Origin of the sequence: Rubinisphaera italica, assembly GCF_007859715.1 — a bacterium.
GTDB classification, from domain to species: Bacteria; Planctomycetota; Planctomycetia; order Planctomycetales; family Planctomycetaceae; genus Rubinisphaera; species Rubinisphaera italica.
The window spans coordinates 5,926,585-5,950,365 of record NZ_SJPG01000001.1 but is presented as its reverse complement, the minus strand read 5'-3'; the positions used below and the strand labels follow the sequence as shown (position 1 = coordinate 5,950,365).

At 50.3% G+C, this 23,781-nt stretch carries 23 protein-coding genes; 19 read left to right on the top strand and 4 right to left on the bottom strand.

The window, feature by feature from the left end:
• Positions 1-337: 337 nt before the first annotated feature.
• Entirely contained in the window at positions 338-1,459 is a 1,122-nt protein-coding gene (locus Pan54_RS22700; RefSeq protein ID WP_165441930.1) for a BON domain-containing protein, read from the bottom strand.
• A 971-nt stretch (positions 1,460-2,430) separates the two neighbouring features.
• Between Pan54_RS22700 and Pan54_RS22695 the strand changes: the two genes are divergently transcribed.
• From Pan54_RS22695 to Pan54_RS22665, 7 genes are all read left to right on the top strand, one after another.
• A complete protein-coding gene (locus Pan54_RS22695; protein WP_242631403.1) occupies positions 2,431-2,898 on the top strand; it encodes a hypothetical protein in 468 nt (155 codons plus the stop codon).
• 214 nt (positions 2,899-3,112) lie between these two features.
• The gene (serA, locus tag Pan54_RS22690; protein ID WP_146505730.1) at positions 3,113-4,753 is read left to right on the top strand and encodes a phosphoglycerate dehydrogenase; all 1,641 of its coding nucleotides are present in this window, start codon (positions 3,113-3,115) and stop codon (positions 4,751-4,753) included.
• A gap of 149 nt (positions 4,754-4,902) precedes the next feature.
• On the top strand, positions 4,903-5,424 hold the full coding sequence (purE, locus tag Pan54_RS22685) for a 5-(carboxyamino)imidazole ribonucleotide mutase (RefSeq protein WP_146505729.1): 522 nt from the start codon (positions 4,903-4,905) through the stop codon (positions 5,422-5,424).
• 174 nt (positions 5,425-5,598) lie between these two features.
• Positions 5,599-6,747 carry a 5-(carboxyamino)imidazole ribonucleotide synthase gene (locus Pan54_RS22680; protein WP_146505728.1) on the top strand — a complete coding sequence of 383 codons (1,149 nt, stop codon included), beginning with the start codon at positions 5,599-5,601 and terminating at the stop codon, positions 6,745-6,747.
• A gap of 106 nt (positions 6,748-6,853) precedes the next feature.
• Positions 6,854-7,471, top strand: coding sequence for an HAD family hydrolase (locus Pan54_RS22675; protein WP_146505727.1), 618 nt, complete (start codon positions 6,854-6,856; stop codon positions 7,469-7,471).
• A gap of 79 nt (positions 7,472-7,550) precedes the next feature.
• Positions 7,551-8,660, top strand: a complete 1,110-nt coding sequence (ald, locus tag Pan54_RS22670; protein ID WP_146505726.1) for an alanine dehydrogenase — start codon at positions 7,551-7,553, stop codon at positions 8,658-8,660.
• Positions 8,661-8,689: 29 nt separating this feature from the next.
• Complete coding sequence (locus tag Pan54_RS22665) at positions 8,690-9,577, top strand: alpha/beta hydrolase (RefSeq protein ID WP_242631402.1); 888 nt, start codon at positions 8,690-8,692, stop codon at positions 9,575-9,577.
• A 679-nt stretch (positions 9,578-10,256) separates the two neighbouring features.
• On the opposite strand, the gene Pan54_RS22660 is transcribed toward Pan54_RS22665, so the two are convergent.
• Positions 10,257-10,814: a PDZ domain-containing protein gene (locus tag Pan54_RS22660; RefSeq protein WP_146505725.1), complete on the bottom strand. Its 558-nt coding sequence runs from the start codon at positions 10,812-10,814 to the stop codon at positions 10,257-10,259.
• A 329-nt stretch (positions 10,815-11,143) separates the two neighbouring features.
• On the opposite strand from Pan54_RS22660, the gene Pan54_RS22655 reads away from it, so the two are divergent.
• From Pan54_RS22655 to Pan54_RS22645, 3 genes are all read left to right on the top strand, one after another.
• A complete protein-coding gene (locus Pan54_RS22655) occupies positions 11,144-12,208 on the top strand; it encodes an Mrp/NBP35 family ATP-binding protein (protein WP_146505724.1) in 1,065 nt (354 codons plus the stop codon).
• 60 nt (positions 12,209-12,268) lie between these two features.
• Positions 12,269-12,724 (top strand): SufE family protein, encoded by a 456-nt coding sequence (locus Pan54_RS22650; protein WP_146505723.1) that lies wholly within the window; start codon positions 12,269-12,271, stop codon positions 12,722-12,724.
• 161 nt (positions 12,725-12,885) lie between these two features.
• Positions 12,886-14,133 (top strand): aminotransferase class V-fold PLP-dependent enzyme, encoded by a 1,248-nt coding sequence (locus Pan54_RS22645; RefSeq protein ID WP_146505722.1) that lies wholly within the window; start codon positions 12,886-12,888, stop codon positions 14,131-14,133.
• Positions 14,134-14,240: 107 nt separating this feature from the next.
• Here Pan54_RS22645 and Pan54_RS22640 read toward each other — a convergent pair whose 3' ends face one another.
• Both Pan54_RS22640 and Pan54_RS22635 read right to left on the bottom strand, forming a co-directional pair.
• Complete coding sequence (locus tag Pan54_RS22640) at positions 14,241-14,915, bottom strand: lysophospholipid acyltransferase family protein (protein WP_146505721.1); 675 nt, start codon at positions 14,913-14,915, stop codon at positions 14,241-14,243.
• A gap of 427 nt (positions 14,916-15,342) precedes the next feature.
• Positions 15,343-16,812, bottom strand: a complete 1,470-nt coding sequence (locus Pan54_RS22635) for a sulfatase-like hydrolase/transferase (protein ID WP_165441929.1) — start codon at positions 16,810-16,812, stop codon at positions 15,343-15,345.
• 388 nt (positions 16,813-17,200) lie between these two features.
• Between Pan54_RS22635 and Pan54_RS22630 the strand changes: the two genes are divergently transcribed.
• From Pan54_RS22630 to Pan54_RS22590, 9 genes are all read left to right on the top strand, one after another.
• The gene (locus tag Pan54_RS22630; protein WP_146505719.1) at positions 17,201-17,953 is read left to right on the top strand and encodes a DeoR/GlpR family DNA-binding transcription regulator; all 753 of its coding nucleotides are present in this window, start codon (positions 17,201-17,203) and stop codon (positions 17,951-17,953) included.
• 126 nt (positions 17,954-18,079) lie between these two features.
• Positions 18,080-18,730: a phosphate propanoyltransferase gene (gene pduL, locus Pan54_RS22625; protein ID WP_390621957.1), complete on the top strand. Its 651-nt coding sequence runs from the start codon at positions 18,080-18,082 to the stop codon at positions 18,728-18,730.
• 108 nt (positions 18,731-18,838) lie between these two features.
• Positions 18,839-19,138 (top strand): BMC domain-containing protein, encoded by a 300-nt coding sequence (locus Pan54_RS22620; protein WP_146505717.1) that lies wholly within the window; start codon positions 18,839-18,841, stop codon positions 19,136-19,138.
• Positions 19,139-19,214: 76 nt separating this feature from the next.
• Positions 19,215-19,484, top strand: coding sequence for a BMC domain-containing protein (locus Pan54_RS22615; RefSeq protein ID WP_146506534.1), 270 nt, complete (start codon positions 19,215-19,217; stop codon positions 19,482-19,484).
• A gap of 71 nt (positions 19,485-19,555) precedes the next feature.
• Positions 19,556-20,749, top strand: a complete 1,194-nt coding sequence (locus Pan54_RS22610) for an acetate/propionate family kinase (protein WP_146505716.1) — start codon at positions 19,556-19,558, stop codon at positions 20,747-20,749.
• Positions 20,750-20,888: 139 nt separating this feature from the next.
• Positions 20,889-21,206, top strand: coding sequence for a EutN/CcmL family microcompartment protein (locus Pan54_RS22605; protein ID WP_146505715.1), 318 nt, complete (start codon positions 20,889-20,891; stop codon positions 21,204-21,206).
• A complete protein-coding gene (locus Pan54_RS22600) occupies positions 21,203-21,685 on the top strand; it encodes a hypothetical protein (RefSeq protein ID WP_146505714.1) in 483 nt (160 codons plus the stop codon). Before Pan54_RS22605 ends, Pan54_RS22600 begins: the two co-directional genes overlap by 4 nt.
• A 341-nt stretch (positions 21,686-22,026) precedes the next feature.
• The gene (locus tag Pan54_RS22595; RefSeq protein ID WP_146505713.1) at positions 22,027-23,457 is read left to right on the top strand and encodes an aldehyde dehydrogenase family protein; all 1,431 of its coding nucleotides are present in this window, start codon (positions 22,027-22,029) and stop codon (positions 23,455-23,457) included.
• A gap of 61 nt (positions 23,458-23,518) precedes the next feature.
• Positions 23,519-23,773: a EutN/CcmL family microcompartment protein gene (locus tag Pan54_RS22590; protein WP_146505712.1), complete on the top strand. Its 255-nt coding sequence runs from the start codon at positions 23,519-23,521 to the stop codon at positions 23,771-23,773.
• Positions 23,774-23,781 lie beyond the last annotated feature (8 nt).

The following is a 23,781-nucleotide window of genomic DNA, read 5'->3' as shown; positions in this document are numbered from 1 at the left end:
TCTGGGGGCTTCGCTGCGCTTCGACCCCAGCTACCCGACTACACTCATTTGCTGCGCAAGATAAATAAGCCGGGGTGGCGGGGCGCTCTCGAAGAGAAGCCCCCGAATTGTTGATCTTTCGGGGGCTTCCGCTGAAGCGGAGCGCCCCCGCCACCCCAGAAATTCTTTTGAATCATGAGAAAACCCGAGTCATGACTGACTCGGCTCGCCTGATTATTGATTTTCTCAACCCTCAACAAAAAAACACTTCCGACCCAAGGATCGGAAGTGTCGCATCATTCATTCCCGGCTGATGTTCAGCCTACCTGCCTGAGAATTCAGTGTTTTTTCAACGGGATCAGTCCCAGTTTTTCGGATTCATGAACCACCACCAGCGTTCGGTTTGTGGGCTGAACTTCAACTGCCATTGGCCATCATCCCATTCGAGGGTCGAGCTACGCCATCCCAGGGGAACCTGTGGATAAGGGTAGAACGGTCCGACATAAGGGAAGGCTGAGGCTGAGTACTGAGTTGGATAACTGATCGCTGCAGAGTTTGGATAGGCTGCAGTCGTTGGCCAGGCATGCTTTGGCAGATAAGGTTGGTTGTAAACCGGATTGACAGGTCCTGGTCCGGCATGACCGTAAGCTGGCCCTGGTCCGACTGGTGCAGGAGATGGCGGTGCCATTCCTGGTGCTCTACCAGGAGCCATTGCTGGTGGCATTGGAGCCTGGTTTGGTGCAGCTTCGCCTGGAACCAGTGTTGGCTGGTACGCAGTCTGCATGACGGGTGGAGCCGCCTGAGTAACCTGCAACTGATTGTTCACGCTGGCAACATCAGGAACCTGTGAAACCACAGAGTAAATGTATTGCCGTTGCTGATCATTTCCGACTTCACCGCTCAAATTGGCGATGCCACTTTTGTAACTGATTTCGATATCGTAACCAGTAACTCCGCTATCTCGTAACGCATAGGCGATGCGATTGGCGACTTCCTGATTACGAGCCTTGTCATCAGCTGGCTGCGATGCTGCAACCTGCTGAATCGGCGAGACAAAAGGTGCTTGTGTAGGTGCCTGGAATCCAGCCTGCTCAATACCAGCTGCCTCACGAGCAGGTGCAGCCTGCTGGGTTGGAGCCTGGAAAGCAGTTTGCTGAATCGCTTTGTTTGAAGTGGGGTTAATCAAGCCGAGCTTGTTATCCACACTTTGAACAGCTGGCAGAGCCTGCACAACTTCTCGTGCTCTCAGCTTTTGCTGTTCGTCCTGGATCATACCGGAAAGAGTGGCAACGCCATTCTCGTATTCGATGTTGATGTCGTATCCGGTCAATTTTGCTTGCGTCAAAGCAGCAGCAATCTGTTCGGCAACCTGTTGGTTGTTATTTTCCGAAGTTTCTGCTTCTGCTTGTGATGGACGCGAGGACGAAAACGGGTTGGAAAGCCCGAACGGTCCTTTCGCCATTACCAAATTGGGAGACATGGCGAGGATCCCGAATGTCAGAATCCATTTGCTTTTGATAGGCATTGGGATAGTACCTCCGTGTGCTCATGCTGTTCTCCCAACCGGGGAGAGGACAGGTCCCACATCACTGTGGAGACGAATTGAATGATGCTTAAGGGTCTCGGCAGGTTGTCGAGAACAAAGAACCGCCGTTAAGGAATTCATCCTGAACCCCGACGGCGAGTCGACCAGACATCCTGCCTGGTTGAACACATTTGCCCTGTTTGACATTCTGTGAATGCTTCACATTGAGTAAAGACTTCACGCAGGTCAAAACGCACAATTGTTCTGTCTCTATTGATCGGACGTTTTGTATCGTTTAGACAGATTATTCTGATTATTTCGGCAGAAAAATGGAGAACAGACCAAATTTCGGCTTCAGAGACTGTTCCAAATGTAAACCGGTGAAATTCAACGATTAGTAAAAACACTGATTCGCGCCTGATAAATTACAGAAAGCAATCAACCCGGGTGGCGGGGGCGCTCTCGAAGAGTAGCCCCCGAATCGTTGATCTTTCGGGGGCTTCCGCTTACGCGGAGCGCCCCCGCCACCCCGGAGATCCTTCTCAAGGTATTGCTGAAAATCCGGTTTCCAATTGGAACAGGCTTCACAGCCGCTCTGAAATCGGCTCCAGATTAGGATTCTGGGGGATGGACTGAGGAAAACTTCGCCTCGATTCCCCCAATTGCTTCATCAAACCGGGGTCCATCGGTGGAATATCAACCGCGAAATGACTATTCTTCTCAACTTATATCTCCCGAGATGGCTCCGCCCCCATTGCGGCAGGAACTCTCTGGCAGATAAACATACAATCACCGGATCTTGACTTCATTGCCTGTCATTTGGACTGAAGTTCATCTTCAGGGCTGCTTTGACAGCGGTTGCTCCCGAACAATAGAGTTGTCGTGAATTGCCGTAACTTGTTGCGGTATCGAAAGAAAGCTAAACAATGCCTCGAAAAATCCCGAGCCGTCTGGAGCTGAGAAAGCAGGCGGAAGCAGCAGAAAAGAATCCTGCTCCAAAGAAGGCCAAAAAGAAGAAAGCGGCGAAAAAACGTACTACGCGCCGTACCAAAGATGCTGTCCCGGAACGAAAAAGACTCGTCTGGGTCATTTATACAGCAACATTGCGTGAAGAAGCCCGCTTCCCTTACGATCAACGCGCAGAAGCTGAAGAGAAGCTCGAAACGTTGCTGGCCAAGGGAAAACGGACCTATTTCATGCAACCGGTCAAAGAACTCGTTTCCGGCGGGCCGGCTCCCTCGGCTGAAGTTGCCGATGAGGAGGACGATAACGATGTCATCGAGGACGTCGAAAACAATGAATCCGATGACGACGATGTCGACACTGACGGAGACGATGAAGACGACGACGTCGGCGGAGATGACGAAGACGATGCTTCAGATGAAGATGATTAATCTTGTCTGGAGCCTGGAGCCATTCCGCCCTCGGATACACTCATTGCTGATAGAGACCAATTGAGAAATGAACAGGTCAGGTCATTCCTGACAAAATATTAAGGGACGATCGACGATTTTACCAAACATCTCCTCACTGCAACCCGACAGTTATCTTGTTCGAAGTTCGTGAGCGTCCTCATTCAATACTAAACACCATCAGGGAGTTCTTCTTGTGCTACACCGCGTTCTGGTGACTGACAACTTATCTGCTGCTGGACTGAAAGTTCTGGAAGAGAATCCGGAAATCGAACTTGTCATTAAAACCGACCCCAAATTGTCGGTCGAGCAGCTCCGTGAAGAATTGCAGGATGCCGATGGGATCGTTATCCGCAGCGGCACGACGCTGACTGAAGAAGTCCTAGAAGGGCAATCTCGCCTCAAAGCGATTGTCCGAGCTGGTGTGGGAGTCGACAACATCGATATTCCAGCCGCAACCCGACAGGGGATTGTGGTCATGAACACCCCGGCTGGGAATACGATCAGCACAGCAGAGCACACCATTGCCATGATGATGGCCATGGCTCGTAATATTGGGCCAGCTAGTGCAAGCATGCGTGAAGGCAAATGGGAAAAGAAGATTTTCACCGGAACTCAATTAGCCGGTAAAACCATTGGTGTCATCGGTTTAGGACGAGTCGGCCTGGCAGTTGCACAGCGATGCCTGGGCCTGGAAATGCGAATTGTTGGATATGATCCGTTTATCTCCAGTGAGCGCGCCAATGAGTTCGGAATTGAACTCTACCGAGATCTCGATGAAATGCTGCCAAAGTGTGAATTGCTTACCGTTCACACAACAATGACCCCAGAAACCAAAAATTTGATTAATGCGGAACGCATGGCAAAAATGCCCAAAGGTGCACGTATAATCAACTGTGCCCGCGGTGGCATTATTGATGAAGATGCCTTGGCAGATGCTGTTGAATCCGGGCACATCGCAGGAGCCGCTTTGGACGTTTTCCTGCAAGAACCACCTAAAGAGACTCGACTGGTTAAACTGCCTTCTGTTTTGACGACACCGCATCTGGGTGCATCAACTGACGAAGCTCAGGAACTGGTTGCCGTGGAAGCCAGCGAAATTATTTCCGGATTCCTCACTCGCAACGAAGTTCGTCATGCAGTCAACATGGCTCCGGTTTCGGCTTCCGAAATGGGTGGCATGAAGAAGTATATCGATCTGGCTTATCGCCTAGGCATACTTCTGGCTCAGCAGACTCACGGCGAAGGGATCCGCAGTGCCGAGATTCATTATCGAGGTGAAGCGGCCAGCAAGCATACTCGTCTGCTGACCTCTTCGTTCTCTTCTGGATTGCTGTCGATTGCGTTAGGTGATCGGATTAATATCGTCAATGCGAGCATGTTAGCCGAAGAGCGTGGAATTCCAATCAGTGAAGAAACCTCCAAAAAGGCTGGTGACTTCTCGACGATGATCGTCGCTGAAGTGACCACCGATCAGGGAACCCTGCGAGCCGGTGGCACGATGTTCGGTCACGAATACCTGCGACTGGTGTTGATGGACGACTATCAACTCGATGCCTACCTCGATGGTACGATGTTGATTTATCGTCATCGCGACGTTCCGGGCCTGATTGGTCTGGTCGGGACCGTTCTGGGCAAGAATAACATCAACATCGCTCACATGGCTTTGGGACGTGAAACGAACCAGCCTGGTGGCGATTCCGTCGCGGTCATTAATCTCGACTCGAAACCGGGACAGGATGTGATTGACGAAATCCTTTCCAATAAAGATGTCACAGCTGTGGAAATCGTCCAGTTACCAGTCGCTGGAGCTCCATTGCCCTGGTTAGGCTTGTAATCTAAAGAGATTTCGCACCGATCATTGAATTGAACGCAAACCGCTGTCATTATTATTAGTGACAGCGGTTTTTTGCGATTCCTGCGATCGAATATCGTCACCAATTGAATGACTCCGGGATTCAACCTGAACTGAAACAGATCCAAATAATGAACGATATCTCAGCCTCTCCACTCGTCGGAATTATCATGGGCAGCCAGTCCGACTGGCCAACGATGGAGCATGCGTCTCGGTTTCTCAGTCAGTTCGAAGTCCCTCATGAATGTCGTGTCGTCTCTGCTCACCGTACGCCTGATGCGATGTTCGAGTATGCCAAGTCAGCAGCTTCGCGGGGAATCCAGGTGATTATCGCCGGTGCAGGGGGAGCAGCTCACCTGCCGGGGATGGTTGCCTCTCAAACGACATTGCCCGTACTGGGAGTGCCGGTGAAGAGTCGAGCTTTATCGGGTTTGGATTCCCTGCTTTCGATCGTGCAGATGCCCGGAGGAATTCCTGTCGGCACATTGGCGATTGGAGAGGCCGGGGCGAAGAATGCAGGACTGCTTGCTTGTCGAATCCTGGCATTAAGCGATGCGGACCTGAAAGAAAAACTGGAAGCCTTCCAAAAGAAACAAACCGAGACAATCGCTGCCGATTCGCACATTGAAAACGCCTCATGGGAAGAGGCTTAATTTGGCGTTTGATCTGGGGACTTCGCTTCGCTACGACCCCAGCCACCCTGGACAAATAGCAGTAGGGTCTGCTGTTCGGACCAGATAGTAACGAAGTATTCAGTAAGTAACTATTAGTCACCACAGAACGGTCCGCACTGCGGACCCTACAAAAACAGAGACAGAACGAGATCGATGAAACGGGATCAGCAAGTGATTAATCCGGGTGCGACGCTTGGCGTTTTGGGGGGTGGTCAATTAGGTCGCATGTTCGCCGAGGCCGCCCATCGGCTCGGGTATCATGTCCACACCTATTCCGATGAAGCCAATTCTCCGTGTGGTCAAGTCGCAGAGCGGGAGTTTGTTGGGGCTTATGACGATATTGAAGCCATCCGTGAATTTGCACGTACAGTCGATGTCGTGACATTTGAATTTGAAAACATCTGCTCCGCTGCCGCTCAGGCGATTGAAGAAATTGTCCAGGTCCACCCCAGTGGACAGGTTCTGCATATCTCACAGCATCGCCTCCGAGAGAAATCGACATTGGCCGAGGCCGGATTGCCCGTCACACCATTCCGGCCTGTACGCACTTCCGGAGAACTACAAAAAGCGATTCAGGAACTCGGGACACCCTCGATCTTGAAAACCGCCAGCGGTGGTTATGACGGAAAAGGACAAGTCACGGTTCCTAATGCAGACGCAGCTGAATCTGCCTGGAAAGAGTTGGGGGAAGTCGAAGCGATTCTGGAACAGCGAATTGATTTCAAATGTGAAGTCTCCTACATCGGAGTGCGGGATTCTTCAGGAAACTTCACTGGCTGCGGTCCAATTCGTAACGAACATGTCAATCACATTTTGGATTTGTCAGTCTTTCCCGATCCCGAGATGGCTTCTGTTGCTGAAGAGGCCCGTGCAATTGCTCAAGGGGTTCTCGAAAAGCTCGATGTGGTCGGCGTGATGTGTGTCGAACTTTTTGTGACCAACGATGATCGTCTACTGATCAACGAAGTTGCTCCCCGTCCACACAATTCCGGGCATCTCACCATCAATGCCTGTGCCAGCAGTCAGTTCGATCAACAGGTCCGAGCCATCTGTGGTTTACCGCTCGGTGAGATGACTCCCTTAAAACCAGCAGCCATGGTTAACCTGCTGGGCGATGTATGGGAACAGGGAGCCCCGAACTGGTCCGCTGCTCTGGAGCGGCCCAGCGTTTCGCTCCATCTGTATGGAAAAAAGGAACCAAGAGCAGGGCGAAAAATGGGACACCTCACCGCTATTGGTGAGACTTCGAAATCCGTTGTGGATACGGTCATCCAAGCAAGACTATCTTTGCAATCGAAATAAATGGTTGGGTTATACTTCGCCACCCCAGCCATCCGTGCCCATCTGCGATTCAAACATTTCTCATGCATTAATCTTATTTCTACGACCAACTTCCTGAAAAGTTAACATGACCCAAATCAAAGCCTGCCTGTTTGACATGGGAAAAGTTCTCGTACACTTTTCTCACGATGTGATGCTCGATCAGATGGCTGCTGTTTGTGGATGCGAAGCGGCCGAATTAAAAATGTTGCTATTCGATTCCGGCTTGCTGCTCGAATATGAACGGGGGCTGCACGACGAACCGCAGATGCATAGCAATCTTGAAACCGCTTTGAAACGTCAGCTCGATCGAATTCAACTCGAAGATGCGGCTGCTCGGATTTTTGAACCGAATGAAGAGATGATTCCCCTCTTGCAGGAATTACGAGCAGCAGGAATTCCATTGGTTCTTCTTTCGAATACGAGTCGCATTCATTTCGAATATATCCGGAACAACTTCTCGCTTCTCGAACACTTCGATCATTTCATTCTCTCTTATGAAGTGCAGACATTGAAGCCTGACCCGGAAATTTATGCTCATGCGGTTCAAGCAGCTGGCGTCTCGGCTGAGGAATGTTTTTTCACGGATGACATCATGGAAAACATCGTTGCTGCTCGCGAATGCGGCATCCAGGCACATCTGTTTGAAGATGCTGAGCAAATTCGAAAAGTTCTGCACGGTCTGGGACTTCCGATTTCGGAGTGAATCTGACATGATCGAATAGCCGGGTCAATCGGTCAGGGATGTTGTGAGAACATTCCGTTTCAGACAAAGGTGTTCGAAGATGATTATTGGTGTCCCCAAAGAAGTGAAGTCCGATGAGTATCGTGTGGCGATGCTGCCGGTTGGTGTGCAGGAGTTAACGCGGCGTGGTCATCAGGTTCTCATCCAGAGTGGAGCCGGTGTCGGCAGTGGATTGCCCGATGATGAGTATGCCACTAACGGAGCGGAGATCGTTCCCTCAGCCGATGAAGTGTTCGCTAATGCCGATTTGATTGTCAAAGTCAAAGAGCCGATGGCGGAAGAATGGCCGATGCTGCGCAGTGGTCAAATCGTCTTTACTTATTTTCATCTGGCTGCCAGCAGAGAACTCACACAGGCATTAGTCGAAACGGGGATTATTGCCGTCGCTTATGAAACTCTCGAAGGCTCCAAAGGTGACTTGCCGCTACTTACTCCGATGAGTGAAGTCGCAGGTCGGATGAGTGTTCAGGAAGGTGCCAAATATCTCGAACGGCCTCAGGAAGGTCGCGGAATTTTGCTCGGCGGAGTTCCCGGCGTGGCTCCTGCTCATATAGTCATTCTCGGCGGAGGCATTGTCGGCAAGAATGCCGCCCAGATCGCTGCTGGTTTTCAGGCCGATGTCGTGATTCTCGATATCAATGTCGACCGCCTGCGGTATCTCGAAGATATCATGCCTCCGAATGTCAATACACTCTTTAGTGATCGTCATAATCTGGAAGAGCAGTTGGAACGGGCCGACCTGGTCATTGGCAGTGTGCTTGTTCCGGGAGGCCGAACTCCGCAGCTTGTCACCGCTGAGGATTTGAAACGAATGAAACCAGGCTCAGTGATTATCGATGTCGCGGTCGACCAGGGAGGGTGTGTTGAAACATCACGACCGACCACACATTCCAATCCGACTTATATTATTGATGATGTTGTGCACTACTGTGTCGCCAACATGCCCGGTGCAGTCGGGAGAACGAGCACGTACGCCCTGTGTAATGTAACTTTTCCCTATGTCGCGATGATTGCCGACGGAGCGTTACAAAAGAAAGCCGGGCTGAGTCGGGCGATGAAAACAGCGATCAATATCTGGGAAGGTAAGTTGACGAATAAAACGGTAGCCGAAGAATTCGATATTCACCATGTCGATTTGTCGGATGTTTAAACGAGAATAAACTTATTTAAGGATCAAAAATGACCAAGACGCTCCTCTGTATGCTCACCTGTCTATTTTCAATGACACTGCCGGTCTCTGCGGAAGATCTGGTGGTCCCTACGGTTGTAGAGTTATGGCCGGACGGCGCTCCCGATGCGAAGGGGACCGAAGCGGTCGATATACCGACTCTTGCGGTCTATCAACCTTCCGTCAGATATGACCAGAAAACTGCTGTCGTTATTTGCCCGGGTGGTGGATATGGCGGGCATGCGATGGGGCATGAAGGTCAGGAAATCGCAGGCTGGTTGAACTCATCCCGTGTCACGGCTTTCGTCTTGAAGTATCGCCTGGCTCCACACTATCAGCACCCGACTCCCATGCACGATGTCCAGCGGGCGATCCGCCATGTGCGGGCTCATGCGAAAGAATACGGGATCAATCCCGAACATGTCGGAGTGCTCGGCTTCTCAGCAGGCGGACATCTGGCCTCAACAGCTGCGACTCATTTTGATGATGGTAATGCAGAAGCCGATGATGAAGTCGATCGTCAAAGTTGCCGTCCTGATTTCGCAGTCCTCTGTTACGGCGTCATTTCAATGAAGCCAGAATACACTCACGGAGGCTCTCGTAAGAACCTGCTGGGAACGGATCCCTCTGAAGAACTCGAAACCTTAATGTCCAACGATTTGCAGGTGACCTCCGAAACTCCGCCAACTTTTCTGTTCCACACTTACGAAGACACAGCCGTCAAGCCAATTAACAGTGTGTTGTTCTACCAAGCGATGCTCGAACACAAAGTTCCCGGCGAACTGCATATCTTTCAATCCGGTCGCCACGGCGTCGGCCTCGGAAAATCAATCCCCGGAACACGGGAGTGGTCTACTCTAGTTGACAATTGGATGCGAGTGAACGGTTGGATTGAGTAGGAAAGTTTTGGTCAGTAACCAATCTTAACCCGACTCGTCAGCGAGGGGACGGCGTTCTATGATTTTCGGTTCTCATGGTTAAATCACGCCTTCAATTGCAATTCAATCAGCAAATTGTAGGGTGCGTCCTGACGCACCATGCTGCCGAGATGACTTCGCTATTGACTCTCAAATCCAAAATGAAACCTCCGCGATTCGCTTATCGCTTTCAAATTGAATTCTACCCTGATTCCGGTGCGTCAGGACGCACCCTACTATTCCAACTACCGCTAAATGTCTTGTAAGTTCAATATCGGGGAGCAGTCAAACTGACTGCGGAATAGCGATTTGAGGGCGACATTTAAAGCTCAAAAGAGCACTACTATTCTGATGCGTCGGCTTACGAGGATAAAAAAACGGGCAAGTCTTTTTCAGACTCGCCCGTTTTTGTTTTCGTTTGACGCTCTGCAGGAGCAACTTCAATCGTTTTTTTACCCAAATCGTTCAATCGACTGCCCCCGGTGGAGCAGTTGTAGGGTGCGTCCTGACGCACCATGCTGCCGAGATGACTTCGCTATTGACTCTCAAATCCAAAATGAAACCTCCGCGATTCACTTATCGCTTTCGAATTGAATTCTACCCTGATTCCGGTGCGTCAGGACACACCCTACTATTACGCCCCCGGTGGAGCAGAATGTTCCTAGTAAGCCAGGCCAGGTGCCAACTGTGCGTGGAACTCAAGGATCGTGTGTTGTCCGCAGGGAATCACTTTGAGGCAGGCGACTTTGCCTGAGCACTTGAGTGCGTGAGTCCAGTCGTCTTCGCAGATGATGCGGATATCGTCGAACATTTTGATGACATCGCCAGGAGCAAGGCCAAGTCGGCACGCTTCGCTGTTCGGCTGGATTTCTTTGATCAGCATCCCTTCAGGACACATCACACCGAAGAAGCCGAGGGAAGGGAGTGGAGCCGGGCAGACAGGTTTTTCAATGATGACTGGCTTTTCGACAATCACTTCGCGGTAAACCGGTTTTTCAATCACAACTTCGTGAACGATTGGCTTGGCGTATACAGGTTTCACATAGTGATCGTTGTGGTAAGTCTTTTTATAGCCGTAATTTCCGCCGCCGTAGTGACCACCATAATTTCCACCGTAACCTTTTTTATAGCCCCCCTTTGAGCATCCACCCGCTTGAGCAGCAGTGGTGAAGGTTGTCAGAGCAGCCAGAGCGATCAGTGTGAGTGTGAAGCGTGCCATGGTTTTGTTCCTTGGAGTGATGTTGTTTTTGTTTTGTTGAGGCCGCGTTGTGCTGCCTCTCACTCTTTAAAACGGAAAGTCGGCTCTGGAGGGGACAGGGGGATGGAAAGCCGAGGGAGGAAAGCCGCAGGTCAGGCTGTGTCTGACGACAATTGAGGTGGATCGCAAAATTCGTCAGGCACTGCCTGACCTACAGTTTCGAAGTGGGTGGAACGGACTATAACTTCGCATCAGAGGCAGTGCATTTGATCTTCTCCCCCTGTTCTTGGTATGAATGTGTTTTGATTTTCTGTTTTCCGAATCACCAATTACTCTGAAACCTGACTGATATGTCTTCTCTACCTGCAGATTGCCTGAAAAGTGTTACGTTCCCTGAATTGAATCGCACACTTGGCAGCTTGAGTGCTGTCAAAAAGTGCGAGATTCAGGATGGAACTGCCCAAATAACGATTGAACTCCCCGTCCCCGGCTATCCTCATAAAGAGGAGTTGTCTCAGTCGATTGAGAAGCAGATTCGTTCTGTTTCTGCTGACGTGAATCAGGTGGACATTGAATACACGCTGAACATCAAAGGCCCGGAATCTGGGGCGAAGGTTGGCCTGCATGTGAAAAATATGATTGCGGTCGGCAGCGGCAAGGGGGGCGTCGGAAAAAGTACAGTCGCCGCCAGCTTGGCTTATGGTCTGCAATCTTTGGGAGCAAAAGTCGGACTGCTCGATGCCGATGTGTATGGGCCGAGCATTCCTCATATGACGGGCTCGACAGGCAAGCCGGAAGTGCGGGAGCATTTGAATTCGAATGGATCAGTCGTTCAGCGAATTCATCCGGTCGAGCACGATGGCCTCAAACTGATGTCAATCGGCTTTCTCGTCCCTGAAGGAGAAGCGATCATCTGGCGTGGACCGATGCTGCACAAAATGTTAACTCAATTTGTTGCAGAAACTGAATGGGGTGAATTGGATTATCTGATTGTCGACATGCCGCCGGGAACGGGGGATGTTGCATTGACTCTTTCACAAATGCTCTCATTGGCGGGGGCGGTTGTGGTTTGCACGCCGCAGAAAGTCGCGCTGCTCGATGCCGTGAAGGCGATTGGGATGTATCAGAAGGTGAACATTCCAATTCTGGGGATGGTCGAAAACATGACGGGAGAAATTTTCGGACGCGGCGGAGCTGAGCAGGCTGCTGCTGATCAGAAAATCCCATTCTTAGGTGAGGTTCCTATCGAAGCCGAGGTTCGGATTTGTGGCGATGAGCGTCGCATGAAAGATCTATTTACCGAAGAGTCGAAATCGAAGGCAGCCCTCGAATCCATTTGCTCACGCGTCGCTATGGAAGCGGCTAAGGTTTATTTCAAAAAACCAGCCACGACAACACTCGAAATTCTGCAATAATGAATATGATAAAGTAGAAGATTCTCATTCACCTTTCTCCAAGAATACAGATGAAAATTGATGATTGATCGAACTGATAACAATACGGATCAGATTACGCTGGCAGAAATCTTTGATGAGTTCGAATTTCTGGGTGATAGCGAAGCGCAGATGGACTATCTGATCGACCTCGGACTGGATCTCCCCAAGCTACCCGCTCAAGAAAAGACTGAACTCAATCGGGTGCATGGGTGTCAGAGTAATGTGTGGATGCTGACCGATTTTGATGACGAAGTGAGTTCACCGTTGCACCTGCAGGCCGAGAGCGATGCGATGATCGTTAACGGATTGATTGCAGTTCTGCTGGCGGCTTATCAGGAAAAACGGCCCAAAGAAATTCTCGATATTGAGATTCACAAAATTTTCGATCGTCTCGGACTGGATCGACATTTGAGTCCACAACGAAAAAACGGACTCAATGGAATGGTTAAACGAATTCGCGAAGCCGCGATGGTGAAGTTATCGCAGGAAGGGTAAGTCATAGGTAGGTTGGGCCAGCGCAGCGTAACTCATAAAAGAGGCAACATCGATTCCGTCAGGCAGTGCCTGACTTATCAGTTAGCAGGAACACACTCGCTTGCGCTTCGTGCTTGTATAAAAAACCTCAACATTCCACCATTAATACTCAACCAATCCCCATGAATATCACCTTGCCCGAATTTGATGTCGAAGCCTTTCGGAAGCAGTTTCCTATTCTGCATCAGCCGGATTCTCATGGACGTCAGGTAATTTATCTCGATAACGGAGCTTCTGCACAGAAGCCTCAGGTGGTGATCGATAAGGTTGTCGAAGCTTATACGAAATATTACGCGAACGCTTATCGCGGCGTATATGAATTCGGGCAACGGATCGATGATGAACTCGAGTTGACCCGAGAGGCAGTTCGGTCGCTAATCAATGCGGAACGAAAAGAAGAAATTGTCTTCACACCGGGCACCACCGCTTCATTAAATATGATTGCTCAAGGTTACGGTCGCACAGTCCTGAAGCCGGGCGATGAAATCCTGCTCACGCTGATGGAACATCACGCGAATATTGTTCCCTGGCAAATCATTGCCGAGCAAACCGGAGCCGTCATTCGGTATCTGCCTTTAACTGAAGATGGACGACTCGACCTCGAACAACTTTCCGATTATCTGACCGAGAAAACAAAATTCGTCAGCGTGACCGGCATGTCGAATGTCTTGGGAACAATTCCCAACATTCAACTTCTCGCCAGTGCTGCTCATGCGGTCGGGGCTATTTTTATTGTCGATGCTGCTCAATCGATGTTGCATGAAGCGATTGATGTGCTCGAAACGGGAGTCGACTTCATTGTGTTTTCCGGACACAAGTTTTACGGGCCGACCGGCGTTGGTGTCCTCTATGGACGCTATCAGCATCTCGAACAGATGTCCCCTCTGTTAGGTGGCGGACATATGATAGACCGGGTGTTTGAAGATCATTCCACCTGGGCCGATCCCCCTGCTAAGTTTGAAGCGGGAACCATTCCAATTGTGCAGGCGATTGCTTTGCGACCTGCAATTGAATTGGTTCGCGAAATCGGATTGGAAGCGATTCGTGCTCACGAGCAAAGCCTGCTCGTGCATGCGATGGATGCTTTGAGAGAAATTCCCGGCTTGAAAATCTACGGGCCTGCTCCAGAACACAAAGGAGCCATTGTCAGCTTCACTCTGGAGGGAGCCCATCCTCAGGATCTGGCGTTTCTCTTGAACCGACACGGCGTTTGTGTGCGTCATGGCCATCACTGCACAATGCTTCTGCACGACCATCTGGGAATTAGCGCCAGTGTTCGTGCCAGCTTTGCCGCCTACAATACGCACGAAGAAGTGGACAAGTTGGCCGAGGCAATTCAAGCGGCTCGTAAGCGATTGCGGCTAGCGTAAATATAAATTGAGGGTGGCGGGGGCGCTCTCGAAGAGAAGCCCCCGAATCGTCGATCTTCCGGGGGCTTCCGCTAAAGCGGAGCGCCCCCGCCACCCAGCTAATAATTTCAGGCAGCTTTTGAATTCAATTGAGGCTCTGCCGACTCTTGCGAATATCGCTCGGGATGCATCTGACGATCGATTCGATCTTCCAGTTCGTGCATAATCTGCTCGACCCGTTTTGTCTGCTCTTTAATTTGCTCTCGGGTAAGTCCCGATGGAATGCAGATCGGTTCTCCCGTGATAATCTTCACGCGAGTAAACGGTTTGGGAATGAGCATATCGGTCCATTTGGCCTGAAATCTCCAGTAGCGTTTGCAGCGTGCGGTCACAGGAACAATCCGTCTTCCCGATTGGGAGGCCAGGAACACAATCCCCTCTTTCATTACGTGCCGCGGTCCGCGCGGGCCATCTGGTGTGATAGAGATATGGTGAGCTTTCGCAGCCTCCAGGCATTGCTTGATCGCTTGCGTGCCTCCACGTTGGCTGGAACCACGAATAGGAGTCAAGCCGACCATTCGCATGGTATCTGCCAGATAGCTGCCATCCTGATGTCGACTAACCAGGCCCGCCATGTGCCTGGGTTTGCCGCAAAAAATGGCCATCATCAGAATGTCATGCCAGATACAAAACAGAAATCGCTCAGGAGAATCGGTTTTATCTTTGGCATATGGAGACGTGCCGGGTGTGTGTTCGATGGCCTCGATCCGACAGGTCGCGAAGATTGCGCGAGAAGCCGTCATGCAGCAGAATGCGACGAATCTGGTTAAAAACCGACTCCGAATTTTCACAGCTGATACTCCGCAAATACTTTCTGAGTAGTAGTGAACAGCGGAAGTTTAGCACTGTGTCGAATTTGCTCCAAGAAGATTTTCTATTGTGCCATTTTTGCATTCGGGAAATCTCATCTCGCCCGGCGACGGCAAAATCTCAAACCGAACCCTTTGAATCAATTTGAATATTGACCTTAGAACTCCTATTTCTCCGGATTTAAAAATGATCTTGGCGTAGACTCACTCGCTTGCGCTTCGTGCTTGTAACTGAGGTTTTTCAAAATTTCAGTCTTAATTGAAATCGTACCATCTTTATAAAAACCCGGGTGGCGGGGGCGCTCTCGAAGAGAAGCCCCCGAATCGTCAACCCAGATCATATTGACTCAAGTAGGTGTTGTTAGTGGCTCTTATTTTTGGGAGGCATCTGGCTCGATGGAGAACTTGCGTTGATCACGGGATCTTTCTGCTCAGTAAGCCAGTTTGTCAGTTGTTGTGAGAGCTTCTTCAAACGGCCAGCATGATTGGGATCGGCTGCGAGGTTGTTCATCTCATGAGGATCGGCGGTCAGATGAAACAGTTGCCTGAGATTCTGCTGGGGATACCAGATCAGTTTCCAGTCCTCATCATCGCGGATCATACGTTGAGTATCTGTGAAATATCCGTAGGTGGTGCGTGCCTCATCGACTGGACTGGCATTCCACAGGGAAACAAGACTTTTTCCCTGAACACTTTCGGGTGTTTCAAGCTGACACAACTCGCAAACGGTGGGATATAAATCTCGCAGGGCACAATTGGAGTCAATCGTTTTTCCTGCTGGGAGGCCCGGCCCGGTAATGATTAAAGGGACATTCGTGGTGTGTTCATACTGGTTTTGTTTGCCCATCAAGCCGTGACTCCCCAATGCCAGCCCCTGATCGCTGGTGAAGATAAAGATTGTTTCCTCTAGCATATCGCGGCTCTGCAATGCCTGAGCAATCCTGCCGACCTGCTCATCGATATTTGCGACCAGTGCGTAATAAATCGATCGCTGCAGTTGAACCGACTCGCGCGTGCGGGGGGCAGGGATAATCATTTCATCCCGTCCGTTTTGATTGCCATGATCAAAAGGATGTTTGGGGAGAAAATTGACTGGTAACGTCACTTCACTGGCCTGGAAAGAATTTTCCCAGCCCTTCGACCAATGCAGCGGATCGTGGGGAGCAGTGAAGTTGACCGTCAGAAACAGGGGGGATTCTCCCGTTTGGTTGATCTGCTTGATCGCTGCGTTGGCGATTCTCAAATCGGTGTCGGGCATTAAGCCGATGCCCAATTCGGGGAGAGGTTTTCCACTGCCATCTTCGCTGTCGGCTTTGAACGTCCAACCCCTGTAGCCTGTTACCGAATGACCACTGGAACTGATTGGCAGTGTCAGCGGTTGACCTTTGGCTCCTCCACTACTGTAGAGCCCGGCGGTTCGATCAAATCCACGTTGATGAGGTTGACCATTCACATGCCATTTGCCGGAATGAACCGTCTCCCAGCCATGTTTCTGCATCCAAGCCGGCCACAACGTCCATTCCGGCGGAAACTGGATCACTTTGCCTGGAGTAGCCTCAGTGACAACCGATCGACCACTCAGAAATTCTGTCCGACTGACATGACAGATCGGATACCCACACGTCGCCCGCTGAAATCGGCAGCCACGATTGGCCAGTTCCTGCAAATGCGGAGTCGGCACAGGTCCACCATAGACCGATATGACATCAGCCTGAAGGTCGTCCGCGACAATAAAAACGACATGAGGACGATCTTCTGCGACGATAATTTGCGGATCATTGACCAGAAAATTCGTCAGAAAACAAAGCATCAATAAATAATGTGACTGCATCTGGCCTGCCTTCAAGAAAAAAATGAAGCCTGCTTTGGTTACAGCAGTGTGGATTGCATTCGGTATGCTCATCTTTAATTCATCGGATTTATCAGTCAGAGCACTGCCAAGCTCTATCTCTAATACCCAATCTTGAGAAAAAATCCAAGAGTCCTCCTATCAGGTACAGGACTCAGATTAAGGAACCCTCCTTCTCAATTACTGGAGAATGTAATTCTCAATTCGCTTTAATCCGACCACTCCTCAAGCATGTGGTATCCTTCCTGTATTCACCAGGCTACCCAATTATTTCGTGAATTTTACATAAACATGATGCGTTATGATTGTTTATGACGGTTTTTGAGCGCATGATAGGGCATAATTTGATTGATCATGAAGGATCTGACTTGTGTTGCCGGATCAGCGACGAGCGAAAATATTGGATTTTGCCGAAAGAAACGGCTTTGCGTCTCTTCAGCAGTTAGTTGAAGCGACTGAGGCCAGTGAATCGACAATACGGAGGGATTTGGAAGTTCTTGACAGATCCGGTCATATCCGGCGAACCCGTGGTGGGATTGCCTATTCCGGAGAATCGTTAACGACTTTTGAAGATCGAACCACTCGTGCGTTGCCCCAGAAGCAGCGGATTGGGAGAGCCATCGCAGAGATGGTGCAACCGGGAGAATCGATACTTCTGGATGGCGGAACCACAACTTTTGAGGTTGCCCGGCATCTAATGAATACCCCTCTCCAGATTGTGACCAATTCTTTGCCCATTGCCCAATTATTAATCAATGCTCCGAATATCGAGCTGATTCTGATTGGCGGGTATCTGTATCCGAAGACGGGAGTGGCTTTGGGGCCGATTGCCGTCGATGCGTTGAGCACAATTCGGGTGCAGCGGTTAATTATGAGTGTGGGGGGCATCACTGAAGAGGGGATGTTCAACAGCAATACTCTGCTGGTGGAAGCCGAGCAGCGGATGCTGGAAACCGCAGAAGAGGTGATTGTCGCCGTCGACAGCGGCAAGTTTGGCAGAAATGCCCTGGCGAAAGTTTGTGATCTGAATCGACCGGATCGCATTATCGTCGACAACGGAATCAACGATCATTGGCGAAACGTGATGAGTACAGCAGGTGTCGGGTTAACGATTGTTGAGTGAGTTTATCAGGCCATGCCTGATCGAAATTAGAAAAATCAAGAGAAGGTTTTTAAGAATATGACAGCAGCAGCTTCCATTCAGCGTCAGGATGTGGAACGAATTGTTCGACAGGTTCTTGAAAGTCAAATGTCGGGAAAATCAAGTTCCCCAAATGGTTCTGCCCCCGATGGCAAACCGAATCCCCTGGTCGTCAATATTTCTGCTCGGCACATTCATCTGACAGAAGAGCATGTCGAAATCCTCTTCGGGCCAGGGGCGACTTTGACTCCGATGAAAGATCTGTATCAGGATGGCTACTTCGCTGCCGAAGAAACGCTTTCCGTTATCGGTCCTCGTCGTCGCGTTCTGAATAATGTACGAATTCTTGGGCCATGTCGTCCTGACTCTCAAGTCGAGCTGGCATTCACCGATGGCATTTCCCTCGGGATTGATTTGCCGGTTCGTATCAGTGGAGACATTCAGGGAACCGCCGGCTGCATTTTGATGGGACCAAAAGGCGTTGTCGAGCTTAAGCAGGGTGTCATTCGAGCAATGCGGCACGTTCACATGGGACCGGAAGATCTCGAATACTACGGCGTCAAAGATAAAGACATGATGCAACTGCGGATCGAATCACCCGGTTGCACAACAGTGCTCGAAGATGTGGCTGTACGAGCAGGCAAGGGCATCAAGCTCGAAGTTCATCTGGATACTGATGAAGGCAACTGCATCAATCTCGATGCCGCATCGAAAGTGGAACTGCTCAAAGTTGAGCCTTGTGCATGTCACAGTCATTAAGAGTCAATTCTGTCAGGCACAGCCTGACCTACGGTTCAAGTTTAGTTTTTCAGTTTGAGTCGAACGGTGTTCGTTCAAACGCAACACGTTTTTCGGGAGAGAAAGCAAATGGCAAAAGTGATGGAAGCTCTCGGCATGATCGAGACGAAGGGTTTGATTTGTCTGATCGAAGCAGCCGACGCAATGTTGAAAGCTGCCAATGTGCAGATGATTGGTTGGGACAAAGTCGGTAGCGGACTCGTGACCGCTTTCGTCGTTGGCGATGTCGCCGCTGTCAAAGCTGCAATCGATGCCGGTGCAGCCGCCGCCAGCAAAATTGGCGAAGTTGTCAGCGTGCAGGTCATTCCTCGTCCGCACGAAGAACTGGCCAGCGTTCTGCCGACCAAGAAAACCACAGCAAAATCTTAATTACACTCGGCTGCTCAGTTTATGAGGAGCCGCGATATTCATGGAACAGATTTATTTACCCTGGAGTGAAACCATTATGAATGGTGATGCAATTGGAATGGTGGAAACACTCGGTTTGATCGCTCAAATCGAAGCTTCCGATACCATGTTAAAAGCTGCGAACGTAACGCTCGTGAAGCAGATTCAAATTGGTGGTGCGTATGTGACGACCGTCATTCGTGGCGATGTCGGCTCGGTCCGTGCTGCTGTCGATGCTGGTGCAGAAGCTGCTTCTCGCGTTGGCAAACTCGTTTCTGCTCACGTCATCCCTCGTCCTCAGGGCGATTTGATGGACTATTTCGTTTAGGTTGTCAGGTCCGCTATGCGGGCCTTGCGGTGTGAAATCAAATTCGACACGTTCTCTCAAGGAAGAAACGCATGAAAATTCTTGTGGCCAATCTGGGATCGACCAGCTTCAAGTACCGGCTCTTCGATATGGAAACCGAAACGCAATTGGCGCGAGGTGGAATCGATCGGATCGGGCAGCCGGGAGCAGAGAGTTCGTGCAGCGTTGAAATTGGTTCACACAAATCCGAACGAACTCAAGTCGTTCCCGATCACGCCTCAGCGGTGCAAATTTGTCTCGAACAATTGACCGACTCCGAAACGGGCTGCATAAGCTCCGTCGAAGAAGTCGCAGCGATTGGTTTCAAGGCTGTATTTGCTGGCAAGCTGAGTGGTGTTCGCAAGGTCGACAACGAGTTACTCGAGATGATGGACGAGTTGTCCGATGTGGCCCCGGCTCATAACCCGCCGTACGTGAAAGCGATGCGGGAGTTGCAGGCTGCGTTTCCGGAAATGCCCCTCGTGGCTGCTTTGGAAACGGGTTTCCACGAATCCATCCCACAGGCGAATCGCCTCTATGCCGTTCCGTTTGAATGGCAGGAGAAATACTCGATTCAACGTTGGGGATTTCATGGTGCCAGTCACAGATTCATCGGACAGCGAACGGCTGAACTTCTCGGACGCGACGATTTGAAAATCGTTTCGTGTCACCTGGGAGGTTCGAGTTCACTGTGTGCTCAAAAAGGTGGGCAGTCGATGGCCACCACAATGGGAATGACGCCGCAAACGGGATTGCCTCAAAACAATCGCGTCGGAGATTTCGATCCGTTTGCACTGCCATTACTGATGCGAAAGTCTGGTAAGAGCCTCGAAGAATTGCTGAGCGAGCTTGGCAAGTCGGGTGGTCTACTGGGGTTGAGTGGCGGATTGAGCAGCGATATTCGCGATCTCGAAGAAGCGGCTGGGAACAATCATGAAGGAGCTCAGAGAGCTCTCGATGTGTATGTCGCCAATATTCGACATTACATCGGAGCCTACATGGCGGTTCTGGAAGGAATTGATGCACTCGTCTTCACAGGCGGGATTGGGGAGAACAGTCAGTACATACGCCAGCATGTCTGTGCGGGGTTTGACTGGGCGGGTCTGAAACTGGATGAATCCATAAATCAGACCGCAAGAGATGAAGGCTCGCTGACAGCGGCGGAGAGCAAAGTACAAATCTGGATTGTGCCGACCAACGAGGAGTTGGTTGTCGCCAGGCAGACAGAGAGTTTGATTACGAAGTAAGTACAGGTCATACGACATGGGTGGCGGGGGCGCTCTCGAAGAGAAGCCCCCGGAAAACTCTCGGGGGCTTCCGCAAGCGGAGCGCCCCCGCCACCCAGAATTGATTTGATGTTTAGAAATTCTTTTCGGAGAAACGGATATGTTCATCGGACGCATCACAGGCAGCATTGTTTCGACTCACAAGGTCGATTCCATGGTCGGCCAGACGCTGTTCGTTGTCGAGCCGTTGCGTGTCGATGAAAAGAATAAAGACTCACTCAAATCAACGGGCCGAACTTTCATTGTCGTTGATACCGTCGGAGCTGGTGTCGGCGAAGTCGTGTTGTGCGTGCAGGGATCGTCCGCCCGTTATACCGAAGAGACGAAAAAACTTCCGATCGATGCCGCCATTATTGGCATTGTCGACGAAGTAACCGTTCACAACGCACAAGTGTACGACAAAGACGGGGAGGAATGATGGATCAGCAATCTCCTGCAATGATTCAACAAAAGTTGATCATTTTGATCATCGCTCTCGCCTTGACCGGCGGAGTTGTGATTGCAACGGGCTTCTTCTTTGTGATGGGCAATTTGAATAACCCGCAGGAAGATTCCGTTCTGACGGCGATCTTTCTGGGTATCACGGCAGTGATGGTGCTCACCTCATTTGTCGTGCCGCCAATCATTGTGAAGACAAAAGAATCCGAAGCAAAAGCGAAGCAACAGAAACTGAGTGAGCAAGAATATCTGCAAATCTTTCAGATCAAAACGATTATCGCCTACGCCCTGATGGAAGGCCCGGCCTTCATGAATCTGGCCGTGGCTCATCGATATTCACTTCCGATTCTGGGATTTTTATTCTTGCTGATGATCGCTCGACTCCCCTGGCCGGGACGAATCGATTCCTGGATTCGGAATCGAGTGGAACTGCAGGAGTTTGAAAACTATCAATCATAGCGTGTCTTAAAATCATCTTGAAAAACAGAATCAAGAATTGAAGCAATTGAAATAAAGAATTGGAAACCACAGAGACACAGAGGACACGGAGAGTTTTAATGACAAAGTAAACTCGATTAGTTTGGTTAGGTCATTCTGTAATTTAATAATGAATATCTCTGTGATCTCTGTGTCTCTGTGGTGTAAAGAATTCAAAGAATAAGTAGGTAAAAAACTTAATCGAAACCAAGAAATCAGAATTAGTTTTTTAGAAACTTTTTGAATAAACCGCTGCTTAGCAGCACTGTGATCAACGAAACCTCGCTTCCTGAAAGCGACTATAAATAACGAGGACGATTCGGATGCAATCTACTGAAGACACAATTCGCAGCGTTGTTCAAGAAGTTCTGGCTGAGTTGCAGAAAAAGAACAACGGAACCAGCGTGCCGAAACGGGAACGTCAGGATGGAGACTGGGGTGTGTTTGCAGACACCGATCAGGCGATTGCAGCAGCCAACGAAGGTTTCGCTGGCTTGCGGGAAGCGAGCATGGAAGATCGAGCGAAGATCGTCGAAATCGTGAAACGGATTTGCTTCGAGCAATCTGAGGAACTCGGAAAGCTCGAACTTCAGGAAACCAAAGTCGGCCGTCTCGAACATAAAATCGAGAAGCTGCAGATCATCAAAAAAGTGCCGGGCACTGAATGGATGAAAACCGATGCGATGAGCGGCGATCATGGTTTGATGATTGTTGAATACGCTCCCTTCGGCGTCATTGGTGCGATTACTCCCGTCACTCACTCCCTGCCAACTTTGGCTGGTAACGTCATTAATATGGTCGCCTCTGGAAACTCCATGGTCGTCAATCCTCACCCGAGCGGTAAGAAAATCGCTTGCGAAGGTGTGCGACGTTTCAACCGGGCCATTTATGCCGCAACCGGTTTGCAGAATGTGGTCACGATTGTTTCTGAGCCAACATTGGAATCAGCTGAGCGAATTTTTCAGCATCGTGATGTAAAAGTCTTGTGTGTCACTGGCGGACCTGGCGTTGCCCGAGCTGCGATGGCCAGCAGAAAGAAAGCGATTGTCGCCGGGCCGGGGAATCCTCCAGTTCTTGTCGACGAAACTGCTGACCTCGATAATGCCGCTCGCTCGATCATCGCGGGTGGTGGATACGATAACAATCTGCTCTGCATCGGCGAGAAAGAAGTTTTCGTTGTCGAGTCCGTATTCAATGAATTCATGGCTGCGATGGATCGAGCCGGAGCTGCTCGTATGAATTCGAGCCAAATCGATCAACTCACCAAAGCCGCCTTCAGCCCACCAGAAAACAAAGACGATCACTGGCATCTGAATCGGGACCTCGTCGGACAACATGCCTCTGTACTGGCCAAACATGCAGGGATGTCGTTGCCGGAATCTACGCCACTTCTGTTTGGCGAAACGGATGAGCAGAACCCGTTTGTCCCTGAAGAACAGATGATGCCCTTCGTTCCAATCGTCCGCTGCCGCAATGCCGATCACGGTATCGACCTGTGCGAAAAATACGAACATGGCTTCCGACACACCAGCCTGATTCACTCACGCAACGTTAGAACAATGTCCACCATGGGACGACGCATGGACACAACTCTGTTCATCAAAAACGGACCCTCACCAGCCGGCTTAGGCCTCGGTGGAGAAGGATATCTGTCCTTCAGTATCGCAACACCGACAGGTGAAGGAGTGACGAATCCAATGACGTTCACTCGTCAGCGACGCTGCGTAATGGTCGACGATTTACGGATTGTTTAAGGCCCCTTCAACGAATAAACAAAACACCCCCCTAGACCCAAGTCTTAGGACTCTAGACCCAATGCAACTTGCCACCGTACATGGAAATGCGACTGCAACCGTGAAGTACCCGGCTATGACCGGGTGGCGGATGCTGGTGGTGCAGCCTTTGATGGTGGATGGATCGCCGGATGGGTTTCCGTTGCTGGCGATCGACAATTTGGGAGCAGGGGTTGGGGATACTGTGATGTTGACAACAGACGGAGCAGCTGTGAAGGAGATGATGAAAAGTGAGGCTTCTCCTGTGCGGTATGCGATTATTGGAATACAAGACTAATTAATCTT